This window comes from Chryseobacterium sp. TQ-BC-N36 (assembly GCF_058382295.1).
In genome coordinates, this window is record NZ_CM178175.1 from 2803070 (window position 1) to 2824604 (window position 21535).

15 protein-coding genes are annotated in these 21535 nt (G+C 36.5%); 5 read left to right on the top strand and 10 right to left on the bottom strand.

Annotated features, from left to right (window positions below; translation table 11 throughout):
- Nucleotides 1–55: 55 nt before the first annotated feature.
- Complete coding sequence (locus AC3FI7_RS12525; RefSeq protein ID WP_142723882.1) at nucleotides 56–892, bottom strand: T9SS type A sorting domain-containing protein; 837 nt, start codon at nucleotides 890–892, stop codon at nucleotides 56–58.
- Between the two features lie 443 nt (nucleotides 893–1335).
- Here AC3FI7_RS12525 and AC3FI7_RS12530 point away from each other — a divergent pair, with 443 nt between their 5' ends.
- The gene (locus AC3FI7_RS12530; protein ID WP_343659735.1) at nucleotides 1336–4563 is read left to right on the top strand and encodes a DUF8818 domain-containing protein; all 3228 of its coding nucleotides are present in this window, start codon (nucleotides 1336–1338) and stop codon (nucleotides 4561–4563) included.
- A gap of 66 nt (nucleotides 4564–4629) precedes the next feature.
- Here the strand turns inward: AC3FI7_RS12530 and AC3FI7_RS12535 are convergent, their stop codons facing one another.
- Nucleotides 4630–6600 carry a T9SS type A sorting domain-containing protein gene (locus tag AC3FI7_RS12535; RefSeq protein WP_491460236.1) on the bottom strand — a complete coding sequence of 657 codons (1971 nt, stop codon included), beginning with the start codon at nucleotides 6598–6600 and terminating at the stop codon, nucleotides 4630–4632.
- A gap of 198 nt (nucleotides 6601–6798) precedes the next feature.
- On the opposite strand from AC3FI7_RS12535, the gene dusB reads away from it, so the two are divergent.
- Nucleotides 6799–7794, top strand: a complete 996-nt coding sequence (gene dusB / locus AC3FI7_RS12540; protein ID WP_142723879.1) for a tRNA dihydrouridine synthase DusB — start codon at nucleotides 6799–6801, stop codon at nucleotides 7792–7794.
- A 56-nt stretch (nucleotides 7795–7850) separates the two neighbouring features.
- Here the strand turns inward: dusB and deoC are convergent, their stop codons facing one another.
- The 5 genes from deoC to AC3FI7_RS12565 all read right to left on the bottom strand — a co-directional run bounded on the left by deoC (nucleotide 7851) and on the right by AC3FI7_RS12565 (nucleotide 12342).
- Entirely contained in the window at nucleotides 7851–8594 is a 744-nt protein-coding gene (deoC, locus tag AC3FI7_RS12545) for a deoxyribose-phosphate aldolase (protein WP_142723878.1), read from the bottom strand.
- A 5-nt stretch (nucleotides 8595–8599) separates the two neighbouring features.
- Nucleotides 8600–9070 carry an Lrp/AsnC ligand binding domain-containing protein gene (locus AC3FI7_RS12550; RefSeq protein WP_047379047.1) on the bottom strand — a complete coding sequence of 157 codons (471 nt, stop codon included), beginning with the start codon at nucleotides 9068–9070 and terminating at the stop codon, nucleotides 8600–8602.
- 27 nt (nucleotides 9071–9097) lie between these two features.
- On the bottom strand, nucleotides 9098–10033 hold the full coding sequence (locus AC3FI7_RS12555; RefSeq protein WP_291899625.1) for an endonuclease/exonuclease/phosphatase family protein: 936 nt from the start codon (nucleotides 10031–10033) through the stop codon (nucleotides 9098–9100).
- 378 nt (nucleotides 10034–10411) lie between these two features.
- Nucleotides 10412–11083, bottom strand: a complete 672-nt coding sequence (gene trmD, locus AC3FI7_RS12560; protein WP_142723876.1) for a tRNA (guanosine(37)-N1)-methyltransferase TrmD — start codon at nucleotides 11081–11083, stop codon at nucleotides 10412–10414.
- A complete protein-coding gene (locus tag AC3FI7_RS12565) occupies nucleotides 11080–12342 on the bottom strand; it encodes an NAD(P)/FAD-dependent oxidoreductase (protein ID WP_142723875.1) in 1263 nt (420 codons plus the stop codon). The genes trmD and AC3FI7_RS12565 overlap by 4 nt, the downstream gene beginning before the upstream one ends.
- A gap of 66 nt (nucleotides 12343–12408) precedes the next feature.
- Between AC3FI7_RS12565 and AC3FI7_RS12570 the strand changes: the two genes are divergently transcribed.
- Nucleotides 12409–13272 (top strand): glycoside hydrolase family 25 protein, encoded by an 864-nt coding sequence (locus AC3FI7_RS12570; RefSeq protein ID WP_491460237.1) that lies wholly within the window; start codon nucleotides 12409–12411, stop codon nucleotides 13270–13272.
- Between the two features lie 17 nt (nucleotides 13273–13289).
- Here AC3FI7_RS12570 and AC3FI7_RS12575 read toward each other — a convergent pair whose 3' ends face one another.
- Together AC3FI7_RS12575 and AC3FI7_RS12580 are read right to left on the bottom strand one after the other, a co-directional pair.
- Nucleotides 13290–14936 carry an alpha/beta fold hydrolase gene (locus tag AC3FI7_RS12575; RefSeq protein WP_491460238.1) on the bottom strand — a complete coding sequence of 549 codons (1647 nt, stop codon included), beginning with the start codon at nucleotides 14934–14936 and terminating at the stop codon, nucleotides 13290–13292.
- Nucleotides 14937–15078: 142 nt separating this feature from the next.
- A complete protein-coding gene (locus AC3FI7_RS12580) occupies nucleotides 15079–15591 on the bottom strand; it encodes a 5' nucleotidase, NT5C type (RefSeq protein WP_491460239.1) in 513 nt (170 codons plus the stop codon).
- A gap of 373 nt (nucleotides 15592–15964) precedes the next feature.
- Here AC3FI7_RS12580 and AC3FI7_RS12585 point away from each other — a divergent pair, with 373 nt between their 5' ends.
- The gene (locus tag AC3FI7_RS12585) at nucleotides 15965–17857 is read left to right on the top strand and encodes an ABC-F family ATP-binding cassette domain-containing protein (RefSeq protein ID WP_343659748.1); all 1893 of its coding nucleotides are present in this window, start codon (nucleotides 15965–15967) and stop codon (nucleotides 17855–17857) included.
- A gap of 166 nt (nucleotides 17858–18023) precedes the next feature.
- On the opposite strand, the gene AC3FI7_RS12590 is transcribed toward AC3FI7_RS12585, so the two are convergent.
- Nucleotides 18024–19079, bottom strand: a complete 1056-nt coding sequence (locus AC3FI7_RS12590; RefSeq protein WP_491460240.1) for a Gfo/Idh/MocA family oxidoreductase — start codon at nucleotides 19077–19079, stop codon at nucleotides 18024–18026.
- 181 nt (nucleotides 19080–19260) lie between these two features.
- On the opposite strand from AC3FI7_RS12590, the gene AC3FI7_RS12595 reads away from it, so the two are divergent.
- On the top strand, nucleotides 19261–21453 hold the full coding sequence (locus AC3FI7_RS12595; RefSeq protein ID WP_491460241.1) for a TonB-dependent siderophore receptor: 2193 nt from the start codon (nucleotides 19261–19263) through the stop codon (nucleotides 21451–21453).
- The last annotated feature ends 82 nt before the right edge of the window (nucleotides 21454–21535 follow it).

Below are 21535 nucleotides of genomic sequence, written 5' to 3' on the forward strand. Positions count from 1 at the left end.
ATAAAAAACAGCCCCTTCAATGAAGAGGCTGTTTATATATTTTCATCCAAAAAGATTAGTCTTTAAGAACCTTTTGAGAAACCGGCTGGTTATTCACCGTACCTGTCACGATATAGTTCCCTTTTGCCAGTTCAGCAACGCTTACAGTTCCGTTCTGTTTTACAGAAGTTTCTTTTACAAGCTGTCCAAACATATTGAAAACTTTTACGTCTTTTACATCAGATCCGAAAACGATCTCATTATTTTTAACGAAAGAATTCTTTACAAAATTGGTTGCTTTTGCGTTTTTAGCGTCAATGACAGATAAAGTTGCATTACTTGAATTCTGAGGAGTAGGTGTTCCTGCTGTGAAATCTACAGAGTTATTATTAGTATCTCCTGCAAGTCTTGCAATTGAAGTTGTATTTGATGGTGCAGGCGCAGGTCCGGTTCCTTCAAAATAACTAGCACCTGTACCGTATCCTAAAAAGTCAATGACATTAGCACTCGTAGCAGAAGTAGGTGCAGTATTATCAGAAGTTAAAGCAAGTTTACCGGCAGATCCTGACAAATTGATCGTTCCAATAGCATCAGGAGTAGGCAAATCGCCTCCTGCTGTACCGGCACTTCCTTCCTGAAGAAGATAGGTTTGTCCTGGAGCCAAAGTAATGCTTGGCAATGCATGATTACTATTACCTCCATTGAAAGTCCCTCCAGATGATGCATATTGTAAATAGGCTCCTGTTAAAGTAACAGTTGTTGATCCAATATTCTTTAATTCTACAAAGTCGTACTTATATAGAATAGCAGAATTACTTCCACCACCAGCTCCATAAATCTCATTAATCACAATCTGGGCATTCATTAATGCCGTTGCTGACACCAATCCTAAAATAGTAAAGATCTTTTTCATAAAATAATTTTTTTTAATACTCCGTAAAACTACAAAAAAAACGCTATTCAAACTGAGTAGTGATATATATTTAACAATTAGTTAATTAGCCATTCTGTTTTTCGGTAATTTTCTCTGAAACAGTTTTACAATTATAATTTTGGGTATATTACAAGCCCCCTTCTTTACAATCAGAAACTTTTAAAGAAACATTTGCGCTTCTTAAAAGCCATATCTGCCATGACAATTTATTTTCACATTCTTGAGTTTCTAACATACTTTATAGTTGAAGCCCTGAACATCTGTACCCGTTTATATAAACTAAAGAGAGGATAACTTCATTAGAATTATTTCCAATAAATAAAGCATTACATCCATCTGAAACCACAGAAATTCCCGTTAATAATGTTAAACCTCTTAGTATTAACATTTTTTAATTATTTTTACGAATTATTTTTCAGGACTTGCGGAATTTTATCATTCTATTCGTATTATTCTTCTTTGGCATATTTTCAGGAAATGCTCAGGTATTTTCATGGAAAAATCCCAACATTCCTGAAGACAGTATTAAAAGAGACAGTATTCTTGCCGCAAGGCTTGAACAGGATATTTTCGCAAAAGACACCCTGGATTTCATAAAAACCCACAACAAAATCGTTATCGATGAAGCTGTACTGGCAAAAAATGATAAAAAAAGATTTTTAGGAGAGCTTAATTCAAAAGGTTCTATCATCCGTGGGATTACATTTGGTAATAACCAGGGGCAGTCTGTGCAAAGTTCCATGGATCTTCAGATTTCAGGACGGCTATCAAAGGATGTTACCATTTTAGCCAGTATTTCAGATCATAATCTTCCGATTCAGGCTGATGGTTATACTCAAACTTTAGAGGAGTTCGACAAAATCTACATGCAGCTCAATATTAAGGAAAAGTCTATCCTCCGGGCCGGACACCTTGATCTTATAGAAGCCAAAAATTATTTCGCCAAATACCAGAGACGGAGTATGGGGCTTCAGTTTCAGACGGAATTCGGAAAGGAAAACAAAACATTCGTAGATATTTCTGCCGGTGTTGCCCGAAGTGAATTTCACAGAATACGTTTTCAGGGGGTTGAAGGTAACCAGGGACCTTATCGTCTGACAGGGAAGAACGGTGAGCAGTTTATCACACTTATTTCCGGTTCTGAACAGGTTTTTATTGATGGGATCTTAATGAAACGTGGAGAAAACCAGGACTATGTTATCAATTACAATACCGGTGAGGTTACCTTCACCAGCTTCCGTCCTATTTTCCAGCAGAACTTCATCACGATTTCTTATAACTACGCCAACAGGAATTATTCACGATACCTCTTTACCGGAAAGCTGGAGCATCAGAGAGAAAAGTTTAAGGTAGGATTTAACTGGTTCATGGAAAATGATAATAAGAATGCTCCTCTTTCTTTAAATCTTTCCAAGGAAGATGAGCAGATTCTTGCAGAGGCGGGAAACAATCCTGATCTTATGTATGCCCCTTCAGGTGTAGTAACCGAATATGATGTCAACAAAATTTTATACAAATTAAATTCTGCCGGAAATTTCTATGAATATTCCACAGATTCGAGCTTAACACTCTACCAGGTTTCCTTTACTTATTTCGGAGCCAATCTGGGGGATTACAAAATTGCACAAACTACCAATAACGGACGTGTTTTCCAATATGTAGGTCCTAATGCAGGAGATTACAGAGCGGTAAGAAAACTGCCTTCCCCTCAGAAATCTCAGGTATACTCTCTAAACTCTGAGTATTTGCTGAATGAAGGAAAAATAGGAGCTGATATTTCCCTGAGTAATTATGATGTCAATTTATTTTCATCAAAGGATTCTGATCAGAACATAGGCTATGCATGGCGTATTTTTGGAAATAAAAGTTTTACAAAAAATACATGGAAAGGAACTCCAAGTTTTGAATACCAATATATAGACAGACAATTTCATATTCTGGACCGTATCAATGATGTGGAATTCTCCAGAGATTTCAACCTTGCACAGGAATTTAATAAGAAAACTCAAAACAGGTTTATCTTCAGCTTTCTGAACAAATGGAATAATAAGTCCACTTTAAATTACCGCATCAATTATCTGAATGAACAGGATTCTTATAAAGGGATCAAAAATGACCTGGACTTCGGATGGATCACTGGAAAATTTTTTACCAAAGGAAATTTATCTTACCTGAGTACCAACGCTACTCTTCAGGATACGAAGTTTATCCGTGGTGGAGTTTCAACTGAATTTACAGGTAAAAAAGGAAGCTGGGCAATTGGGGGAAGCATGGAACACAACGAGAAGAAATACAACGATACTCAGCTGATGGATGTTACAAGTTTCAGCTGGAAAGAGATCTTTCTCCAAAAGAAAATTGGTGACAGTACGAGAACAAAGCTATTGGCAAAAGTATATATGAGAGATAATGACTCGGTGCGTGACAACAGACTTCAGAATATGAACCATATTCTGGGATTCATGGCCGAAAGTCAGATCATCAAAACAGAAAGAACTACTTTAAATGCATTAATTCATTACAGAAAATTCTTTTATTCCGGAGCAGAAGGTGAAGTAACCCGAAATAATGACTTCGTGGTTGGGAATATCCTATACAATCAGCAGCTTTTCAGAAACGGGATGCGTCTTCAGGCTTTCTATGAGCTTGGAAACGGACAGGAAGCACAAAGGGAATTTCAGTACATTAAAGTAACAGATGGACAGGGGGTATACAAATGGACGGATTATAACGGAGATGGTGTTCAGCAGCTGGACGAATTTGAGATTGCCGAATATTCAGATCTTGCCCAATATATCCGTGTATATACCAATTCTGTAAGGTATCTGCCATCTAACAAGAATAAATTACAGCTTGCCTTATTTGTAAACCCTGCAATTATTTTCAACTCTGAAAACGGATTTTTAAAGCGTTGGAATTTCAATATTTCATTAAATTCTCAGAACTCATTCTATAAAAAGGATAAGGTTCTTGTGTTGAATCCTTTTGAAAAAAACAGTGATCAAATTCTTAAAAATCAGAATATCCTTGCTTCCGTACAGTTTAATCCAACAGATAAATCAGGATGGAACGGGAACTACAGATTCATTACCAATGACAACCTCATCAATGCCAATTTCAGCAATGAAGAGCGGGAGCAGACTTCTCACTTCCTGAATATAGGATATTGGTTCAATAAAGAATTCAGAGTCGACTGGGAAAACTCTGTTCATGATATCAAAAATTCTTCACAGTTATTTGCAACAAGAGACTATCGTCTCAATAATTTTGAAACCAAGCCTAAAGCAACATATAAATTTACAGATGCCATTCAGGCTGAACTATCTTCGGCATTCCGCCAGAAGCAAAGATTGGACGGTGAAGAGCTTCTTAAAGCTTTTGATGTTACCGGTACCATCCAATGGGAACGCAGAAAGACTTCTATCCGTGGAAACTTCTCGTTCATCAGCAACAATTTTACAGGAAATAATTTCAGCATTGTCGGAAACCAGATGCTGGATGGCCTGAAGCCTGGAAAAAACCAGGTATGGAGTGTATTTATCCAACAGGCTATTAATTCATTTATCCAGCTCAATCTTAACTACGAAGGAAGAAATTCCGGTGACCGTACCATTCATATCGGAAGTATGCAGGTAAAAGCCAGTTTCTGATATGCTATATGATAAAAAAAGGCCCCAATGCTCTGCATTGGGGCCTTTTTTTATATAATCTGAATGTTATTTTTTAATAACTTTCAGTGATTGGGATCCTTTTTCTCCATTCACTTTTACAATATAAACTCCTGCAGGAGCACGTCTCATATCCACAGATCCTTTTTCTGCATTGATGATCTCACTAAGAATTCTCTGCCCTGAAGCATTATACAGTTCAACATCTTTGATTCTGCTTTCATTGTTAATATAAAGGTAATCCACAACCGGATTCGGATATATGCTTACCGTATTCTTTTTCGCAGCTTCATTGGCAGCTAATACCGTTGCTGTAAACTCAAAACTTCCAAGATCCGGTGTGACAGCATTTCTTGTGTTGCCATCAGCATCCAATGTTACTTCAGCTACCGGAGTTCCCTTGTTATCAAGAGCTGCATTTCCTGTAGCAGATAAATGGAAATCAGTTGCTGATACAAATACAGGTAAAACGTTCAATGAATTTACATTTCCTCCGAATCCAGCCTGAATATCGGTAAGTGTTGCTTTTGCGGCGCCGCCAATATAGCCAAGATTCGTACCGGAAGAATAGAAGTTGTTATAATTGATAGTAGAGAAAACACTGCTGGCAGCTCCGGCATAAATAGCATACCTGTCTCCCGCCTGCGTTTGGGTATTGACAAAAAGATTATTTCTCACATCGATACCTCCTGCACCGGTTACTCCACTTGTAATATTCAAAGCAGACGGTCTCCCTGCAACTGTCTGGCTGACATTCATCACAACAGTATTATAATAAAGCTTATATCCGCCTCCTGCAGTAATAATAATACCGTTCCCATTGTCATTTACTCCTCCGGTTGTTGCATATCCATAACCTGCCACACCACTCACGACATTATTGGCAACCAGTGTATTGGAAGTAAGGCTTGTTGTTGCAAGATAGATACCCTGAGCTCCATATCCTGATGTATTGGTATTTTTAATTCCGTTAATTTTATTATTATTGATGGTTATTCCGGTTGTCAAAGTACCTGCCGCATAAATTCCGGCAAACAGAGTCCCCGTTCCACTGGAAGTAAAATTGGAAATTGTATTTCCGCTTACATTAATATTGGCGACTGCAGAGGCTCCTGTATTACCAGAGGTTACTGTTATCCCGGAAGCTCCTCCGGTAGAAGTTCCGGTATATCCAAGGTTGGTAATTGTATTGGAAGTAATTGAAGAATTAACGGTTGCAGTTGCAAACCAGATCCCTCTTTTGATCTCAGCATTTGTTGTTTCAAAATTACCAATCGTATTATTACTTACTGTCACCCCATCTGTTCCCTGTGCATAAATTCCACAGAGACGGATGGCATCTGTTCCTGATGTGCTCAGATCGTTTCCTGTCACCAGGGTATTCCCTCCGTTACCTGCAGCTGTTGCAGCAAGTAAATAAATTCCTATGTAAGCTTTCTTCACAGAATTATTCTGGATGGTCACATTATTAAAGAAGCCACCTGTAGGAGTTGTTGCACCATCATACATTATAAAAGCAGAAGAGGTATTGATACCATTAACTATATTCAGGTTTTTAACCGTAATATTCGTATTGGCAGCAGCAGCTGAGGCTGCTATAAATGTAAGTACCTGCGGTGCTGTAACAGAAGTGTTGGTAAGGGTAAGATCTCTTGTAGTTCCTGAAGCTGCATTGCTTCCGTCCAGGGTAATATTACTCCCCTGTATTCTCACTAAAGGTGCACTGGCAATATCTCCGGAAATAGTGGCAGTAACTCCAGTCGCAGGCTTTAGGACTACGGAAGTATAACTTGCTGTTCCCCCACTGGCATTGAGACTGGCCGTTGCCGTTTCTGTCGTACTGGCCGTAACACTGATTGTAATGGCTCCCTGATGTGTTCCTGCGTTAATCGCATCAAATGCTCCTTTTAACGTAGTATAGGTTCCTGTAGCTGTTCCTGCTGTAGCAGAAATATTGATTTGTGAATAAAAATTTGATGAAACTAAAATTGCCATCAAATAAAATAGAATTTTCCTCATGACATTAATTTTTATTATACTAAATATAAAAAATAATTATCAATAAAATTCAATAAATACTGACAATCAGTTAAATATATTAAACAAAAACTAAACAACGTATCATAAAATCCCTTAAATAACACAACACAAGCAAAACATAGTACCACATCTGAATTTATAAAATATTGTTTTTTCAGAATTTCGTAAATTTGCACCATGATAAAAATAGGCAACATAGAACTGCCGGAATTTCCACTTTTGCTGGCTCCAATGGAAGACGTAAGCGATCCTCCGTTCAGACGTTTGTGTAAAATGCACGGCGCAGATTTAATGTATTCGGAATTTATTTCCTCCGAAGGGTTGATTCGTGACGCTATCAAGAGCCGTAAAAAGCTTGATATTTTTGATTATGAAAGGCCGGTTGGAATACAGATTTTTGGTGGAGATGAGGAAGCGATGGCTATGTCTGCAAGAATTGTTGAAACAGTTAATCCTGATCTGGTAGATATTAATTTCGGATGTCCTGTAAAAAAAGTTGTCTGCAAAGGAGCAGGAGCAGGTGTTTTGAAAGATATCGACCTGATGGTTCGCCTTACAAAGGCTGTGGTAAGCTCTACTCATCTGCCTGTAACAGTAAAGACCCGCTTAGGATGGGACAGTACCAGCATTAATATTGATGAAGTGGCAGAACGCCTTCAGGAAACCGGTATCAAAGCACTTACAATCCACGCCAGAACCCGAGCTCAAATGTATAAAGGTGAAGCTGACTGGGAACATATTTCAAGAATCAAGCAAAATCCCAATATTGAAATCCCGATTTTTGGAAATGGTGATATAGACTCTGCTGAAAAAGCATTAGAATATAAACAAAAGTATGCATGTGACGGTATCATGATTGGACGTGCCGCTATTGGATATCCTTGGATATTTAATGAAATCAAGCATTTCTTTAAAACGGGAGAGCATTTACCTGAACCTACAATTTCAGACCGACTGCTTGCTGTTCGTCAGCATGCGGAATGGAGCACAGAATGGAAAGGAGAAAGATTAGGACTTGTTGAAATGAGACAGCATTACAGCAACTATTTCCGGGGAATTCCTCATTTCAAGGAATTCAGAAAAAAATTCCTGGAAGTTTTCACAATGGAAGAAATGGATAGTTTGATCAAAGAAACCCAACAATTCTACGAAGAATATCAGGCACAGCTATAAAAAATAAAACCATCAGTGTTGCTGATGGTTTTTTATTATTCTGAATTTTGATTTAATTAATATCCTTCTGTCGAAGATTCATTCTTAATTAATGCCAATGCTGAAGAGGTTCCGATTCTTTTTACTCCCATATTAATCATTTTTCCAGCATCCTCAGGAGTTCTTACGCCACCTGCAGCTTTTACCGGAAGCTTCCCGGCATTATCAAGCATAATTCTTATTCCTTCAAAAGTTGCCCCGTTGGGTTTCCCTTCAGCAGTTTTATAGAATCCTGTAGATGATTTAACAAAAATGTTTGCCAGGTCATGATCAGAAAAATTCTCTTCCGCCCATACAGCAATATTTTTAGTAAGATCTGCAATTTGCTCATCACTTAATGCAGCAATTTCAATAATCCATTTTGCAACTTTATGATGATCAAGAGATAATCTTGTACATTTTACAAATTCTTCTTTTACCAGCTCTGTATTTCCCTGCAGATAGGCAGTATAATTAATAACGAAATCCAATTCATCAGCACCGTCTTCAATAGCTTTTGATGCTTCTGCCAGTTTTTCATCGACAGAATAGGTACCTTCATGAAAACCTATTACCGTCCCTACTGCAACATTTGAATTTCTTTCCTGAATATATTTCTTGATTTCAGACACATAATCCGGACGAATCATTACGGCAAAAATACCATTATCTATAGCTTCCTGAGCAAGTTCTTTATCCTTCTGAAGCGTTTTTTCATGAGAAATACCTGACTGTTCCGGAGTTTTCAGGTAAGTGGAATCCAAATATTGGGCTATGTTCATATCGTTTATACTTTCAATTGTCTGTAAATACCTTGTTCTAAAGATATAAAAGTTTCTGTTCTTGTCACACCCTTCAGTTTTTGAAGTTTGTTAAGGATCTGCATCAGGTGATCATTATCTTTACAAAGAACTTTCAGGAAAATAGTATAATTTCCTGTAGTATAGTGGGCCTCCACTACTTCGTTGATGTCATGCAAAGACTTTACCACTTCAGGATAATGACTTGGCTGATCCAGAAATACGCCGATGTAGGAAATCACCTTATATCCAATTTTTTTAGGATTAAGGAATGATATTGAATTTTCAATAACTCCTGCATGTTCGAGTTTTTTGATTCTTTGATGTACTGCAGTGGTGGAAATTCCGACATTTTTTGAAATGTGGGCTAATGAAGTTTTAGCATTATCCATCAGCATGTAAATAATTTCCTTGTCAATAGAATCTAAATGATAGCTTGTGTTGCTCGAATTTTTCATTTTCTACTTTTTTATTATTTATGTTTTTTACTGTAAATTTTTAAATTTTACAAAAACCGGAAAGTGATCGCTGTATCCTCCTAAATACCGGGTACCGGCATAAGTCCGGAAAGGCCGTCCTTCAAAATGTCTGGTTCTGCTGCGGATTTTTTCAGAATTGAATATATGAGCATCCTGAAAAGCCAGCGTTTTATTATCAAGTAAAGATCTTGACATCATGATCTGATCATACAGCAATCCAGATTTATAATGAAAAGTAGAATAATTTCTTGTAGAAAACAATTGTTGAAAAGGATTCATCAAAACCTTCTCATGGTCATTGTCATAGAGAATCTGTACTAAATTTTCATCATCCGGGTTTTCATTAAAATCACCACACAATATAACATGCTCTTTATCTGCATCCACTATTTTCATAATCCGTTCCCGGATCTCATTCAAAATAAAAGCTCTTTTAGGCTTATTGACATCTTTTTCGCGCTTAGAGGGAAGATGGGCGATAAAGACATTAATAATTTCTCCTTTATATTTTATTTTTGAAAAAAGTACGTCTCTTGTTGTGTCGTAATTTTCTGTGTTTTTATTTACTATTTCAAAAAAGAAAGTAATGGTTTCTGAATCTATCACCTCTACTTTGTTTTTATCATATAACATGGCTACATCCACCTTTCTTTCGTCCATAGAATTATAATGTACAATTCCATATTGCGAATCAAAAGGTTCCATTTCTACAAGATCCTCCAAAACTTTCCTTCCGGAAACTTCAGATAATCCTATGATAAATGGCATTACACCATTATCCTCCTTCATAAGCTGAAATACATGAGAGATTTTAAAAAGTTTATTTCTATATCTCTTTTCATCCCAATTTCTTAATCCTGACCGGGTAGGATCTAATTTATGGACAGGCTTAGGGTCGGGTAAAAATAAATTTTCAACATTATAAAAAGAGAACAGCTCCATCTACACTAATTTCTATACTTTTAATTTATTATGCTCTTTTTCTTAAGATGTAAAATTATTATTATTTTTCAAATTTTATTGATCTGCCACAAAAATAACAAATCAATTTCCAATAAAAAACCATTCAAATATAGTAAAAAATACTAATGAAATCAGCTATATAAAATTAATTTTTCAACTATTTGAGAGTTTTAATATATTAATCAAAATTGAGACAATATATAAAATCACGAATAATAGAAATAAATTTTCAATTTAAAATTAGAAATATTAATATTTTTCACACTTAACAAACATATAACAAATATTATTCCATTTATCAATAACAAATGGAATTGGGTAAATCCGTGGAATTAAATAAGTTTCAGTAACTCTTTCCTATAATAAATCGGGACGTTTTTCTTTTGTGATTCTTAGCGCTTCATCATGACGCCATTCTTCAATTTTACCAAAATTTCCACTCAATAGTATTTTTGGAACCTCCAGCCCTTTATAGCTTTCAGGTCTTGTATAAATGGGTGGTGCAAGAAGATCATCCTGAAAGCTGTCTGTCAGTGCACTCTGCTCGTCATTTAAAACTCCGGGGAGTAATCTGATAACGGAGTCAGCAAGCACGCAGGCTGCAAGTTCCCCCCCTGTAAGCACGTAATCTCCGATTGAAATTTCTTTTGTAATATGAAGGTCTCTTACTCTTTGGTCTATTCCTTTATAATGCCCGCAAAGGAAGATCAGATTTTCCTTGATAGAAAGTGAATTGGCAATTTTCTGATTTAAGGTAACGCCATCCGGTGTCAGGTAGATCACCTCGTCATAATTTCTTTGAGATTTAAGCTCTGAAATACATTTATCCAACGGCTCAACCATCATTACCATTCCCGCTCCCCCTCCGTAGGGTTCATCATCAATCTGTCTGTGCTTATTGGTTGCCCAATCTCTCAGATGATGAAAATGTACTTCTGCAAGTCCTTTATCCATCGCTCTTTTCAAAATAGACGTTTTGAAAGGACTCTCCATCAATTCAGGAAGCACGCTTATTATGTCAATTCTCATTGTAATGTTCCGTTTTTCTTAGTAGGTATAATAATTAATCTTAAAGAAGAATCTTTATTGATATAGCTCCACATCCAGTTGAAGAATATGGCCAGTTTATTTCTAACGCTCAAAATTAGCATTAAATGGAGAAACATCCAGAAATACCAGGCAAAAAATCCCTGGAATTTAATAAACGGCAGGTCGACAACAGCTCTGTGCTTTCCAATAGTTGCCAATGACCCTTTGTCATCATATTCATATTCTTTCCACTCACCCTGACTTTTCTTTAATAGATTCTTCCCTAGATTTTTTGCCTGATTAATCGCTACGTTGGCCACCTGAGGATGTCCCTGCGGATATTTCGGTGTTTCCATGTAGGCAATATCCCCGATAGCATAAATATTATCGTACCCTTTTATTTTATTATACCGATCTACAATATATCTGTTTCGCACTAATTTTTCTTCAGGAAAGCCGCCTACGACATTTCCTGTAACTCCGGCCGCCCATATGACATTATTAGAAGGGATCTCTTTCCCGCTTCTGAGATGTACTTTATCACCATCATAATCTGTCACTACCTCTCCACTCATAAAAGTGACCCCAAGATCTTTTAGGTATTTTTCAGATTTATCCTGAGCTTCACCACTCATCACAGCAAGTGGTTTTTCTGTAGAGCTTACCAGAATAATTTTCAGATGATCAAAATTCATATAAGGATAATCTCTTGGGAGGATTTCTTTTTTCATTTCAGCAAAAGCCCCCGCCAGCTCTACTCCTGTAGGACCGCTGCCTACGATAACGATATTCCAGTTTCCGTCATCGCTTCGGCTTTTTTCAATAATCAGCTTTTCAAAGGTCATCAGTACATGATTTCTGATACTGATTGCTTCCTGGGTATTTTTCATTCCGAAAGCTTTGCCTTCCAGCTCTTTGTTACCGAAAAAATTAGTTTTACAACCTGTTGCAATAATGAGTTTATCATACGTAAACTCTGCTTCGTCGGTAATCACCTTGTGGTTGGCAGGGTCTATCTCTTTCACCTCTGTCATACGGAACTGTGTGTTTCTGGACTGCTGAAAAATCTTCCTGAAGGGGAAAGAAATATTGGACGGTTCTATCCTTCCTGAGGCTACCTGATAAAAAAGCGGCTGAAACATATGATGGTTCATCCGATCCAGAACAATGACTTTTTTGTTCTTGTTATTCAATGTTTTTGCAAGTTGCAGCCCCGCAAATCCTCCTCCAATAATGATGATTTTTTCGCGTGTTTCCATAATACACAAATTTACTGATTTTATTTTAGCATTTAGCAGTGAAAAAAGTTAGTTTTGCAAAACTTTATGTCACCAAGAAAGTACACCAAAAAAACTGCCAAACAAGTCCATAAATCCCGCCGGAAGAAGTATTTTTTCCGAAGATGGATCATATTGGGTATATTGGTCATAGCATTAATAGGGACCGGATTTTATTTAAAACAGACGGTCAGCTATTATTATGCACTGTACTTTAATAAATTCAGACATAAAAAGCTTCATAACAGTGAAAAAGAGGCGGCCAGAATACAGAGAATATTAGCCGACAACCTTGATAAAACTTTTGGCTTTGATGTTTCCCATTACCAGAACAGAGAAGATATCAAATGGGACAGCCTCAGCATTGGAAATAAAACCATTCCGTTAGAGTTCGTTGTGATGCGTGCAACGATGGGAAACAGAAGTGCCGACAAACATTTTGATGAGTTCTGGGAAATTGCCAAAAAGCATGACCTGATCCGCGGAGCTTACCATTTTTACAGAGCAGATGAGGATCCTGTTATCCAGGCAAACAATTTTTTAGAGAATGTAAAACTTGAAAGCGGAGATCTCCCTCCAATTCTTGATATTGAAAAAATCCCCAAACGTAAGACCAACAAAAAACTGGTTGAAGACCTGAAGGTATGGTGTAAAATTGTAGAAGATGCCTATGGTGAAAAACCTATTATCTATACCTATTATCATTATTATAAAGACTTTCTGAAAGGAGAGTTTGAAGATTATCCTTTATGGCTGGCCAATTACAATGATGTTCCTTCTCCTTCTCCCGATGACAAATGGGATTTCTGGCAGTTTACAGAAAACGGGATTGTACATGGTATCAATGCAAAGGTAGACCTTGATATTTACAATGGCAGCTCCTGGTCACTAAAAAGACTGACACTGGATTAATCAGCTTCCCGCCTTTATCAATTGTTTTCTAAAAACCCCAGGATATCTGTATTAAGCTGATCCGCCTTCTCAAAAGGGATCATATGACTTGCATCTTTATAGATTTTCAGTTCTGCAAAAGGAATCTGTTTTGCCATAAACTCAGTGTGTTCCTTTTTGATAACATCACGGTCTCCGGCAATAACCAGTACAGCACTTTTTATTTTATTCAGCTCTTTTTGGCTGATTCTGGGCTCTGTAAGCATAATTTTCAGAAGCCTGCGTTCATTGAATGATTCCGGAACATTCAGCTGCTTCAGCTGGTCCATTTGATTGATGAAATTATCGGTAATTTTCTTTTCTACCCCTTCAGGAAAAGCATTTGCACCGATTATAATAAGCTTATCCAGGCTGTCCGGATATTTCAAAGCAAATTCAAGTCCGGTATTCCCGCCATCGCTCCAGCCGGCGATATTGATTTTATTCATTTTCAGATGATCTGCCAGTGCTTTTACATCATCGGCAAACAGTTGATAAGTATAGTCTCTTTTAGAAGTATCCAGACTTTTTCCCTGTCCTCTGGTATCTAAAGCAATTACCTTATATTGTTTGGAAAGAGCTGGAATCTGCTGGTAAAAATCTTTTATACTTCCTGAATTCCCATGAAGTAAGACCAGTGGTTCCCCTTCTCCATACACTTCATAATAAAGTTCAGCATCTTTCAGTTTGAAAGTATTTCCGGTGGATATATTCCTGCCGTAGTCAGTATGTTCTGATTCTTCAGCATACTTGGATACATCCGGAATTAAAAAATCTTCAGCATCTGAAAATTCATTTTTATTCTGATTATTACTTGCATTCTTATCCATTTTCACATCAATATTAATGGCTGGTGCAGCAATGGTCATTTTCTTCCAGTCACCATAAAACTCTCTTATAAATCCTGTTCTGAACAAAGCTGCACTTATTTTAATTCTGCCTTCAAAATCTTTTAAAAACTGTATACCGACAAAAAACTTTCCCTGTATCCATATGTTACGGTCGTTAACATCCAGTGTATATGTTCCGTCTTTAATCATATCTTCAGTTAATGCCACGGTAATTTCCTCTTCCAAAATGTTCTTATCCGGAAAACCATTTTTTTCACTGTAAATACTGTATCTCATCAAAACGGGCTGAGCAGAAACATAGCTGGCAATATTCAGATTGATATTTTTGATTTTTGATCTTTTCTTAGCATTGAATTCTAAAGCTGTTTCTCCAAGAAAATTTTTTTTATCCAATTCCGGGTTAACCGAATAGATAACACTTTTTGTTTTGGTATTGACTCCCCAGTTTTTATCTATCAGCTTTTTAGGCTTAATCGTAATCTCTTTAATATTTTTAGTTTTCTCTGTTAAAAATATTTTTTGCTGATGATTTTGTTTAAAACGCTGAACTGTTTCCTGATAAAGGTAATAGCCAGGCACCTCTATTTTTATTATCTGTTGTGGATCCACCTGAGAAAGGTCTATCGAAAAGTTTCCTTTTTCATCAGAGATGGTCCCCGTTGAGTTTTTCTCTATCCCGATTTTTACATAAGGAATCGGTTGATTTTCGTTTTTAGCGATGACCGTCCCGGAAATAACCTGCGCTTTAAGAGTAACAGCAGAAATAAGAAAAAATAGAGTATGAAATATTTTCATGTTAAAAGTTTGACGCAAACTTATTTATTTCCCATTTCCTAATGTCATAATTCTTTATTAAATTTATTCTTGCATTAGTTAAAATTGTTTTAAATATTTCCATATTTCTATCATAATTCTAAAAATATTTAAATTCTCATTATTAAAGAATATTCATAATATCTTCCCAGGAGTGAACTCTTTGGTAAGTTTCATTTTCGATCAGTTCATTATGGGGTTGGGTAAAGATTAATCTCTGCCCTGAAAAATGATCTAAGTTTTTAGGATAATCGTCAATCATCACATCTCCGGAGACTACTTTTTTGCTTCCGCAAAGAACAATCTGTTCCCAGGTGATGAATGGAAAATGCTCTGCCAACCAGTCGTACTTTTCTCTTAAACTGTTGGGAAACTCCATTCCGGCTGATACAATATAAAGATCATATTTGTTATTCAGATATTCCATTGCTTCACGACTTCCTTTCATTACAGGTAATGTTCTGAAAAAGCCCACTTCATTAACGTGTTTTTTCCCATTTGGAAAGGCTTCTATTTCAGGCCTGCCCACCAAATTACTGATTTCAATTTCTCTTCCTGTATCTCTTTTTTCAAATTGTGCCAGCTGATGATATACATCCGCCATTACCCCATCCATGTCAACAATTACTTTTTCCATTACTTCATTCTGATTTTAATATTGAAACTGTTTAAACTTTTATATTCATTATTTTTAACTACAAAAGGCACAAAAGTTTTAAACACTTAAGTTTTTTAGAATCAAGCTTTATGCATAATAGGTACATCTAAGTTTTCTGAAAATCTTTGATGTTCATCTTATATGAACTTTTCTGTGGCTTTGTAAAATATAAACTACTTTATTATAAACTACTGTATCCCATCAAATTTACAGAATAGTTTTTTCAGATAATGAATACAGTTTATTAAAAAATTATAAATATTGATTTATAAAAGAGTTTACAGAAAATTTAGATTACATTTTTGTATTTTTGCGGTTCATTTCAAAATTAAAACCCAACCCTTAATTCCCAATGAATTACGTTTCTGTAGAAAATCTTACCAAATCTTATGGCATCAAGGTTTTGTTTAAAAACATTTCTTTTCACATCAATGAAGGAGATAAAATAGCTATTGTTGCCAAAAACGGAAGTGGAAAATCTACCCTTCTGAAAATATTAATGGGTAAAGAAATTGCAGACAGCGGAACTGCGATCATCAACAAAGATATCCAGGTGGTATTATTTGACCAGGAAATCGACTATGATCCTGATCTCAGCATTGAAGAGTTTATGATGACTCTTGATTCTGAGCCTATCCTTGCGCTTAAAAACTATCACCAATCCCTGCATTCTACGGATAATGATTTTATCGAGAAAGCTTTGGCTGATATGGAGGTTCACAAGGCCTGGGATCTGGAAAATGAAATGAAACAGATCCTTTCCCAGCTGAAAATTACTGATCTGGATGCCAAAATGGGTACGCTTTCCGGAGGACAGATCAAACGGGTTGCTTTGGCCAAACTTTTAACAGAAACAAGAGCTGAGCACAGGCATACGCTTCTGATCATGGATGAACCTACCAACCACCTGGATGTGGATATGGTAGAATGGCTTGAAAATTATCTGAATAAAGCAAAAATCACCTTATTGCTCGTAACCCACGATCGGTATTTCCTGGACAGTGTCTGTGACATTATCTGGGAGATGGAAGATCAGAATCTTTACGTTCATAACGGTTCGTATGCCACTTATCTTGAAAACAAGATGATCCGTGAGGAGAATCTAAATGCTACTATTGATAAGGCCAATAATCTTTACCGAAAGGAACTGGAATGGATGAGAAGACAGCCAAAAGCCAGAACCACAAAATCAAAAAGCAGGATTGATGCATTCTACGAAACTGAAAAGGTGGCTAAAACTGACACCAGAAAAGATGGATTGGAACTGGATTTTGAAATGAAACGTCTGGGAAATAAAATTCTTGAACTCAAACATATTGATAAGAGTTTTGGTCCTAAAGTTCTTTTAAAAGATTTCAGTTATCAGTTTCAACGTGGGGAAAAAGTTGGAATTGTTGGAAAAAACGGTGCCGGTAAATCTACCCTGCTTAATATTATTCAAGGCTATGAAAAAGCGGATAAAGGAGAAATTGAAACAGGAGAAACTATTTCTTTCGGTTATTTCTCACAAAAAGGCCTTACCTATAAAGAGGACGAACGTGTCATTGATTTCATTAAGGAAATTGCAGAGTTTTATCCTTTAGCCAATGGAAAAAGCTTATCTGCTTCACAGTTTTTAAGATTGTTTTTATTTGACGATCAGACTCAATATTCTCCAATTTCTAAACTTTCAGGAGGCGAAAAGAGAAGGCTTCACCTGATGTATATTTTGTATCAGAATCCTAACTTCCTGATTTTTGATGAGCCAACGAATGATCTTGACCTTCCAACGTTAACGGTTCTCGAAAACTTCCTTCAGCAGTTTCAGGGATCTTTGATCATCGTTTCTCACGACAGATATTTCATGGACAGAATTGTAGATCATGTTCTTGCTTTTGAAGGAAATGGAAAGATCAGGGATTTTGTAGGAAATTTCTCAGAATACAGAGAAGCGAGAAGCCGAGAGGAAGCATTAGAAAAAAACGCAACAGTAAAACCTGAGCCGGTTAAAGAAACAATTTCCGCAGTAGAAAGTACTGTATCTTCCACTACGAAGCGAAAATTAACGTTCAAAGAGCAGAGAGAGCTTGAAACGATTGAAAAAGAAATGCCTGAACTGGAAGAACAGCGATCCAAAATTCTGGATCAGCTCAACAACGAAGCCGATTATGAAAAGATAGCCAAGCTTTCTTCAGAGCTGGAAACAGTTTCAGAAAAACTGGAGAATCAGGAAATGAGATGGCTGGAGCTTCAGGAGCTACTTTAATAATTATGAGTTAAAAATTATGAATTATGAATGAGTCGGAGCGTTTGAGTGTTTTAGGGTTTGAGTGTAAATGAGTTGAAAATTTCTAATCACAACTACGATCAACCTGAAACATTAAACCTTGAACCTGAAATTTTGAATTCATTCATAATTCATAACTCATCATTTATAATTTGATTATTCTTTCTTCTTTTGCACTTTCCAGAGAAGCATCAATGATTTTCATATTCTGAATAACTTCTTTTCCCGGAGATGGTAAGGCATATCCAAACACAATGTGTTCATAGATCTTCTGGTAATAATCCATATAATTCCCGGCTTCACTTGAAGTCAGCTTTCTTTCTGTTTCAGAACGGTCATTCAGGAAGTTTAAGATGCCATCCGCCTCTTTCAAAGGCTGTGTCCATTCTTTTCCATATGTGGGAACAGCACCTGCTACCAGTTCATTTTCCTGGTTATCGGTTCTTTCCTGAAGAAAAGTTCCCTTATCTCCATGAATGGTATAAGCATAATGACCTTCTTTGCTGAAAACAGAAGATTTCAGTCTTATTCTCAGGTCGCTTTTGTAGAATAAAAGGATCTCAAAATAATCATTGGCAAATTCAGCTCCTTTCATAGAAAATACATCTGCAAAAAGTCTTTCAGGATATCCAAAGTACTGCACTGCCTGATCGATAAGATGTGCTCCCAGATCATGAAGCGATCCTGAACCTGTCTGATCCGGGCTTTCTTTATGCTGCTTTCCGCTGGGAGTGGTACGGAACCTGTCAAAACGAATCTCAACCTCTTTTATATTTCCTAATTGGCCTTCATTCAGAATTTTTTGAACCTGTAAAAAATCACGGTCAAATCTTCTGTTTTGATATACACTTATAAACAGTCCCTTTTCTTCAGCCAGCCGTACGAGCTCTTCTGCTTCAGAAACATTTACTGTAAAGGGTTTTTCCACAATAATGTTTTTCCCAGCCTCCAATGCTTTTTTGGCATACTCATAATGGGTCTGAACGGGAGTATTGATGATCACCAGTTCTACATCTGCATGCTGAAGCATCTCTTCGACAGAACGGTAAATTGTTGCTTCCGGGTACTTTTCCTTCGATTCTTCCTTACTCCTTTCTACGACAGCAGAAATAAAAAATCCCGGATGCTCTTTTAAAAAGGGAGCATGAAAAACTTTTCCACTCATTCCAAAGGCACACAGCCCTGCTTTTACCAATTGCATATTTTAATTTTTAACAAATATATTCATAAAAAATTCTCTTTTCCCCGGTATAAAGGAGGGATAGAAATAATCCATCTTTGATTCTCCAAAAACATGATAAAAATCAGAAAATTATTTTTATCTATTCTAAACAAATACTTACATTTGCGCCTTATTTAAAACTGTTCTACATAAAAATAAAATGAAAAGACAATTACTTTCTCTAGGGCTTCTACTGACTGTAACTTCTTTAAGTGCACAGCTTAAGGACATTGAGGCAGATACGATAAGAACTCAAACGATCGAGGATATTAATCTCCACAAAACAGGAAATCCTAATCAGGCAAGGACGTTATCAACAAAATCCAATCTGACGGTAATGGAGAACCCTCAGCCCATTGCCATTGTTACTCACGAAATCATTGAGCAGCAGCAGGCAAAACAGCTAAGTGATGTTATCAAAAATGTAAATGGTATTTATTTAACATCTGCAAGAGGAGGATCTCAGGATAGCTTTGGCGGAAGAGGTTTTATTTTTGGAAATGATAATATTTTTAAGAACGGTGCAAGAGTAAACAGTGGTGTTTTCCCTGAAGTAAGCGGACTAGAGAGGGTTGAAGTTTTAAAAGGAGCCAATGCTATGTTATATGGTAACGTGGGACCTGGTGGTATCGTGAATCTTATCACAAAAAAACCAAGATTCGAATTTGGTGGTTCAGTTGGATTGAGTGGCGGTAGCTGGAATTCTTACAAGCCTATGTTTGATATTTATGGTCCATTAAGCAAAAAAGTAGCATTCAGAGTGAATGGTACCTACGAATATGCAGAGAGTTTCAGAGACATGGTAGAGTCTAAGAAACACTACTTCAATCCGTCGTTTGTTTTTAATTTGAGTGAAAACACGCAGTTAATTGTAGAAGGAGACTATTTACATCATAATTTCACTCCAGATTTTGGAATTGGAAGTGTAACTGATAAAACTACAGGAGTATCCAGATTAGCTACTGAAGTTGACCGCAGAAGTTTTTTGGGTGCCAACTGGCAATATCAGACCAACCAACAAGCTACTACAGACGTTATTTTAAATCATCAATTGAACAGTAAGTGGAGTCTAAATGCAGTTGCTTCCTATCAGAATTATACAAAAGATTATTTTTCAACAGAAAGAGTTCAATGGCAATATGAATCTGGAAAAGGAAACTTTAATCCTTCATGGGGGAGAACTTTAGGAAGAAATTATACTGAACAAAATTACACTTCCTTACAGGTTAACTTAAATGGAGAATTTAAGACTGGAAATATCATTCATAAAGTTTTATTTGGAACAGACGGAGACTATGGCCTGGCAGACACTTACACTTACAATTTTACCAATCCTACAAGTGTCAACTATGGAACATTATATTTAAATGACCCATCCACCTGGTCCACTGACGGAACCATGCCAGAAACCTACAGAGCGTCAAGAAATAGAATAGCTACAAAAAGATTTGGCCTTTATGCACAGGATTTAATCAGTGTTACCAAAGAATTTAAAGTATTGGCAGGAGTAAGATGGTCATATGTAAAAAATGAAGACACAGAAGTAAAGGATTTCCTGAAAGGAACAGAGACACCTACAGTAAACAGCGGTTTACAAGCACACGCTATATCACCAAAAGTAGGACTAATTTATAACCCTAATGATAACTTATCAGTTTTTGCAACATATACCAATTCATTCTCACCTAATTCAGGTTTTGATCAAAACAATCAATCTTTAAAAGCGTCAACAATTGACCAGTATGAGGTTGGTATTAAGAAGAACTTATGGAACAACGCAATCGCTGTTAACTTAACAGCGTATCAAATAAACAACAGAGACGCCTACACTTCTCCATATCTTGCAGATAATAAGCTTGCCTTATATAAAGTATATGCAGGTAATATAAGAAGTAGAGGTGTGGAATTGGATATCACAGGAAATCCTACAAAATATCTTTCTTTAATAGGAGGTATTTCTTATAATAACACGGTGTATACAAAAACTCCGGAAAACGGATTTGTTGAAGATCAAAGATTGGTAAGAACTCCTGCCCTTACAGCAAATGCTTCCGTATTCTATACCTTTACAGATTTTGCAAAGGGTCTGAAGGTGGGTGCGACTGCATTCTATACAGGAAAAAGACAAGCTGGTTGGAATGATGTAAAAGGACAGGCTCAACAGACAAGAATGATTGATATTAATGGGTTCACAACAGTTGATATAAGCGTGGGTTACGGTTGGAAAAAATTCTCTATCCAGGGTAAAGTCGGAAACCTGTTTGATGTTGTCAACTACAATGTTCATGAGAATTATTCGGTAAATCCGATTACCCCTAGAAACTATTATTTTACATTGGCGTACAAGCTTTAGAATTAAAATAAATTATTCTTTATTAAAAAGTGGAGATTGCATTTTTGCAGTTTCCACTTTTGAAATTTAAAATAAAAACAGA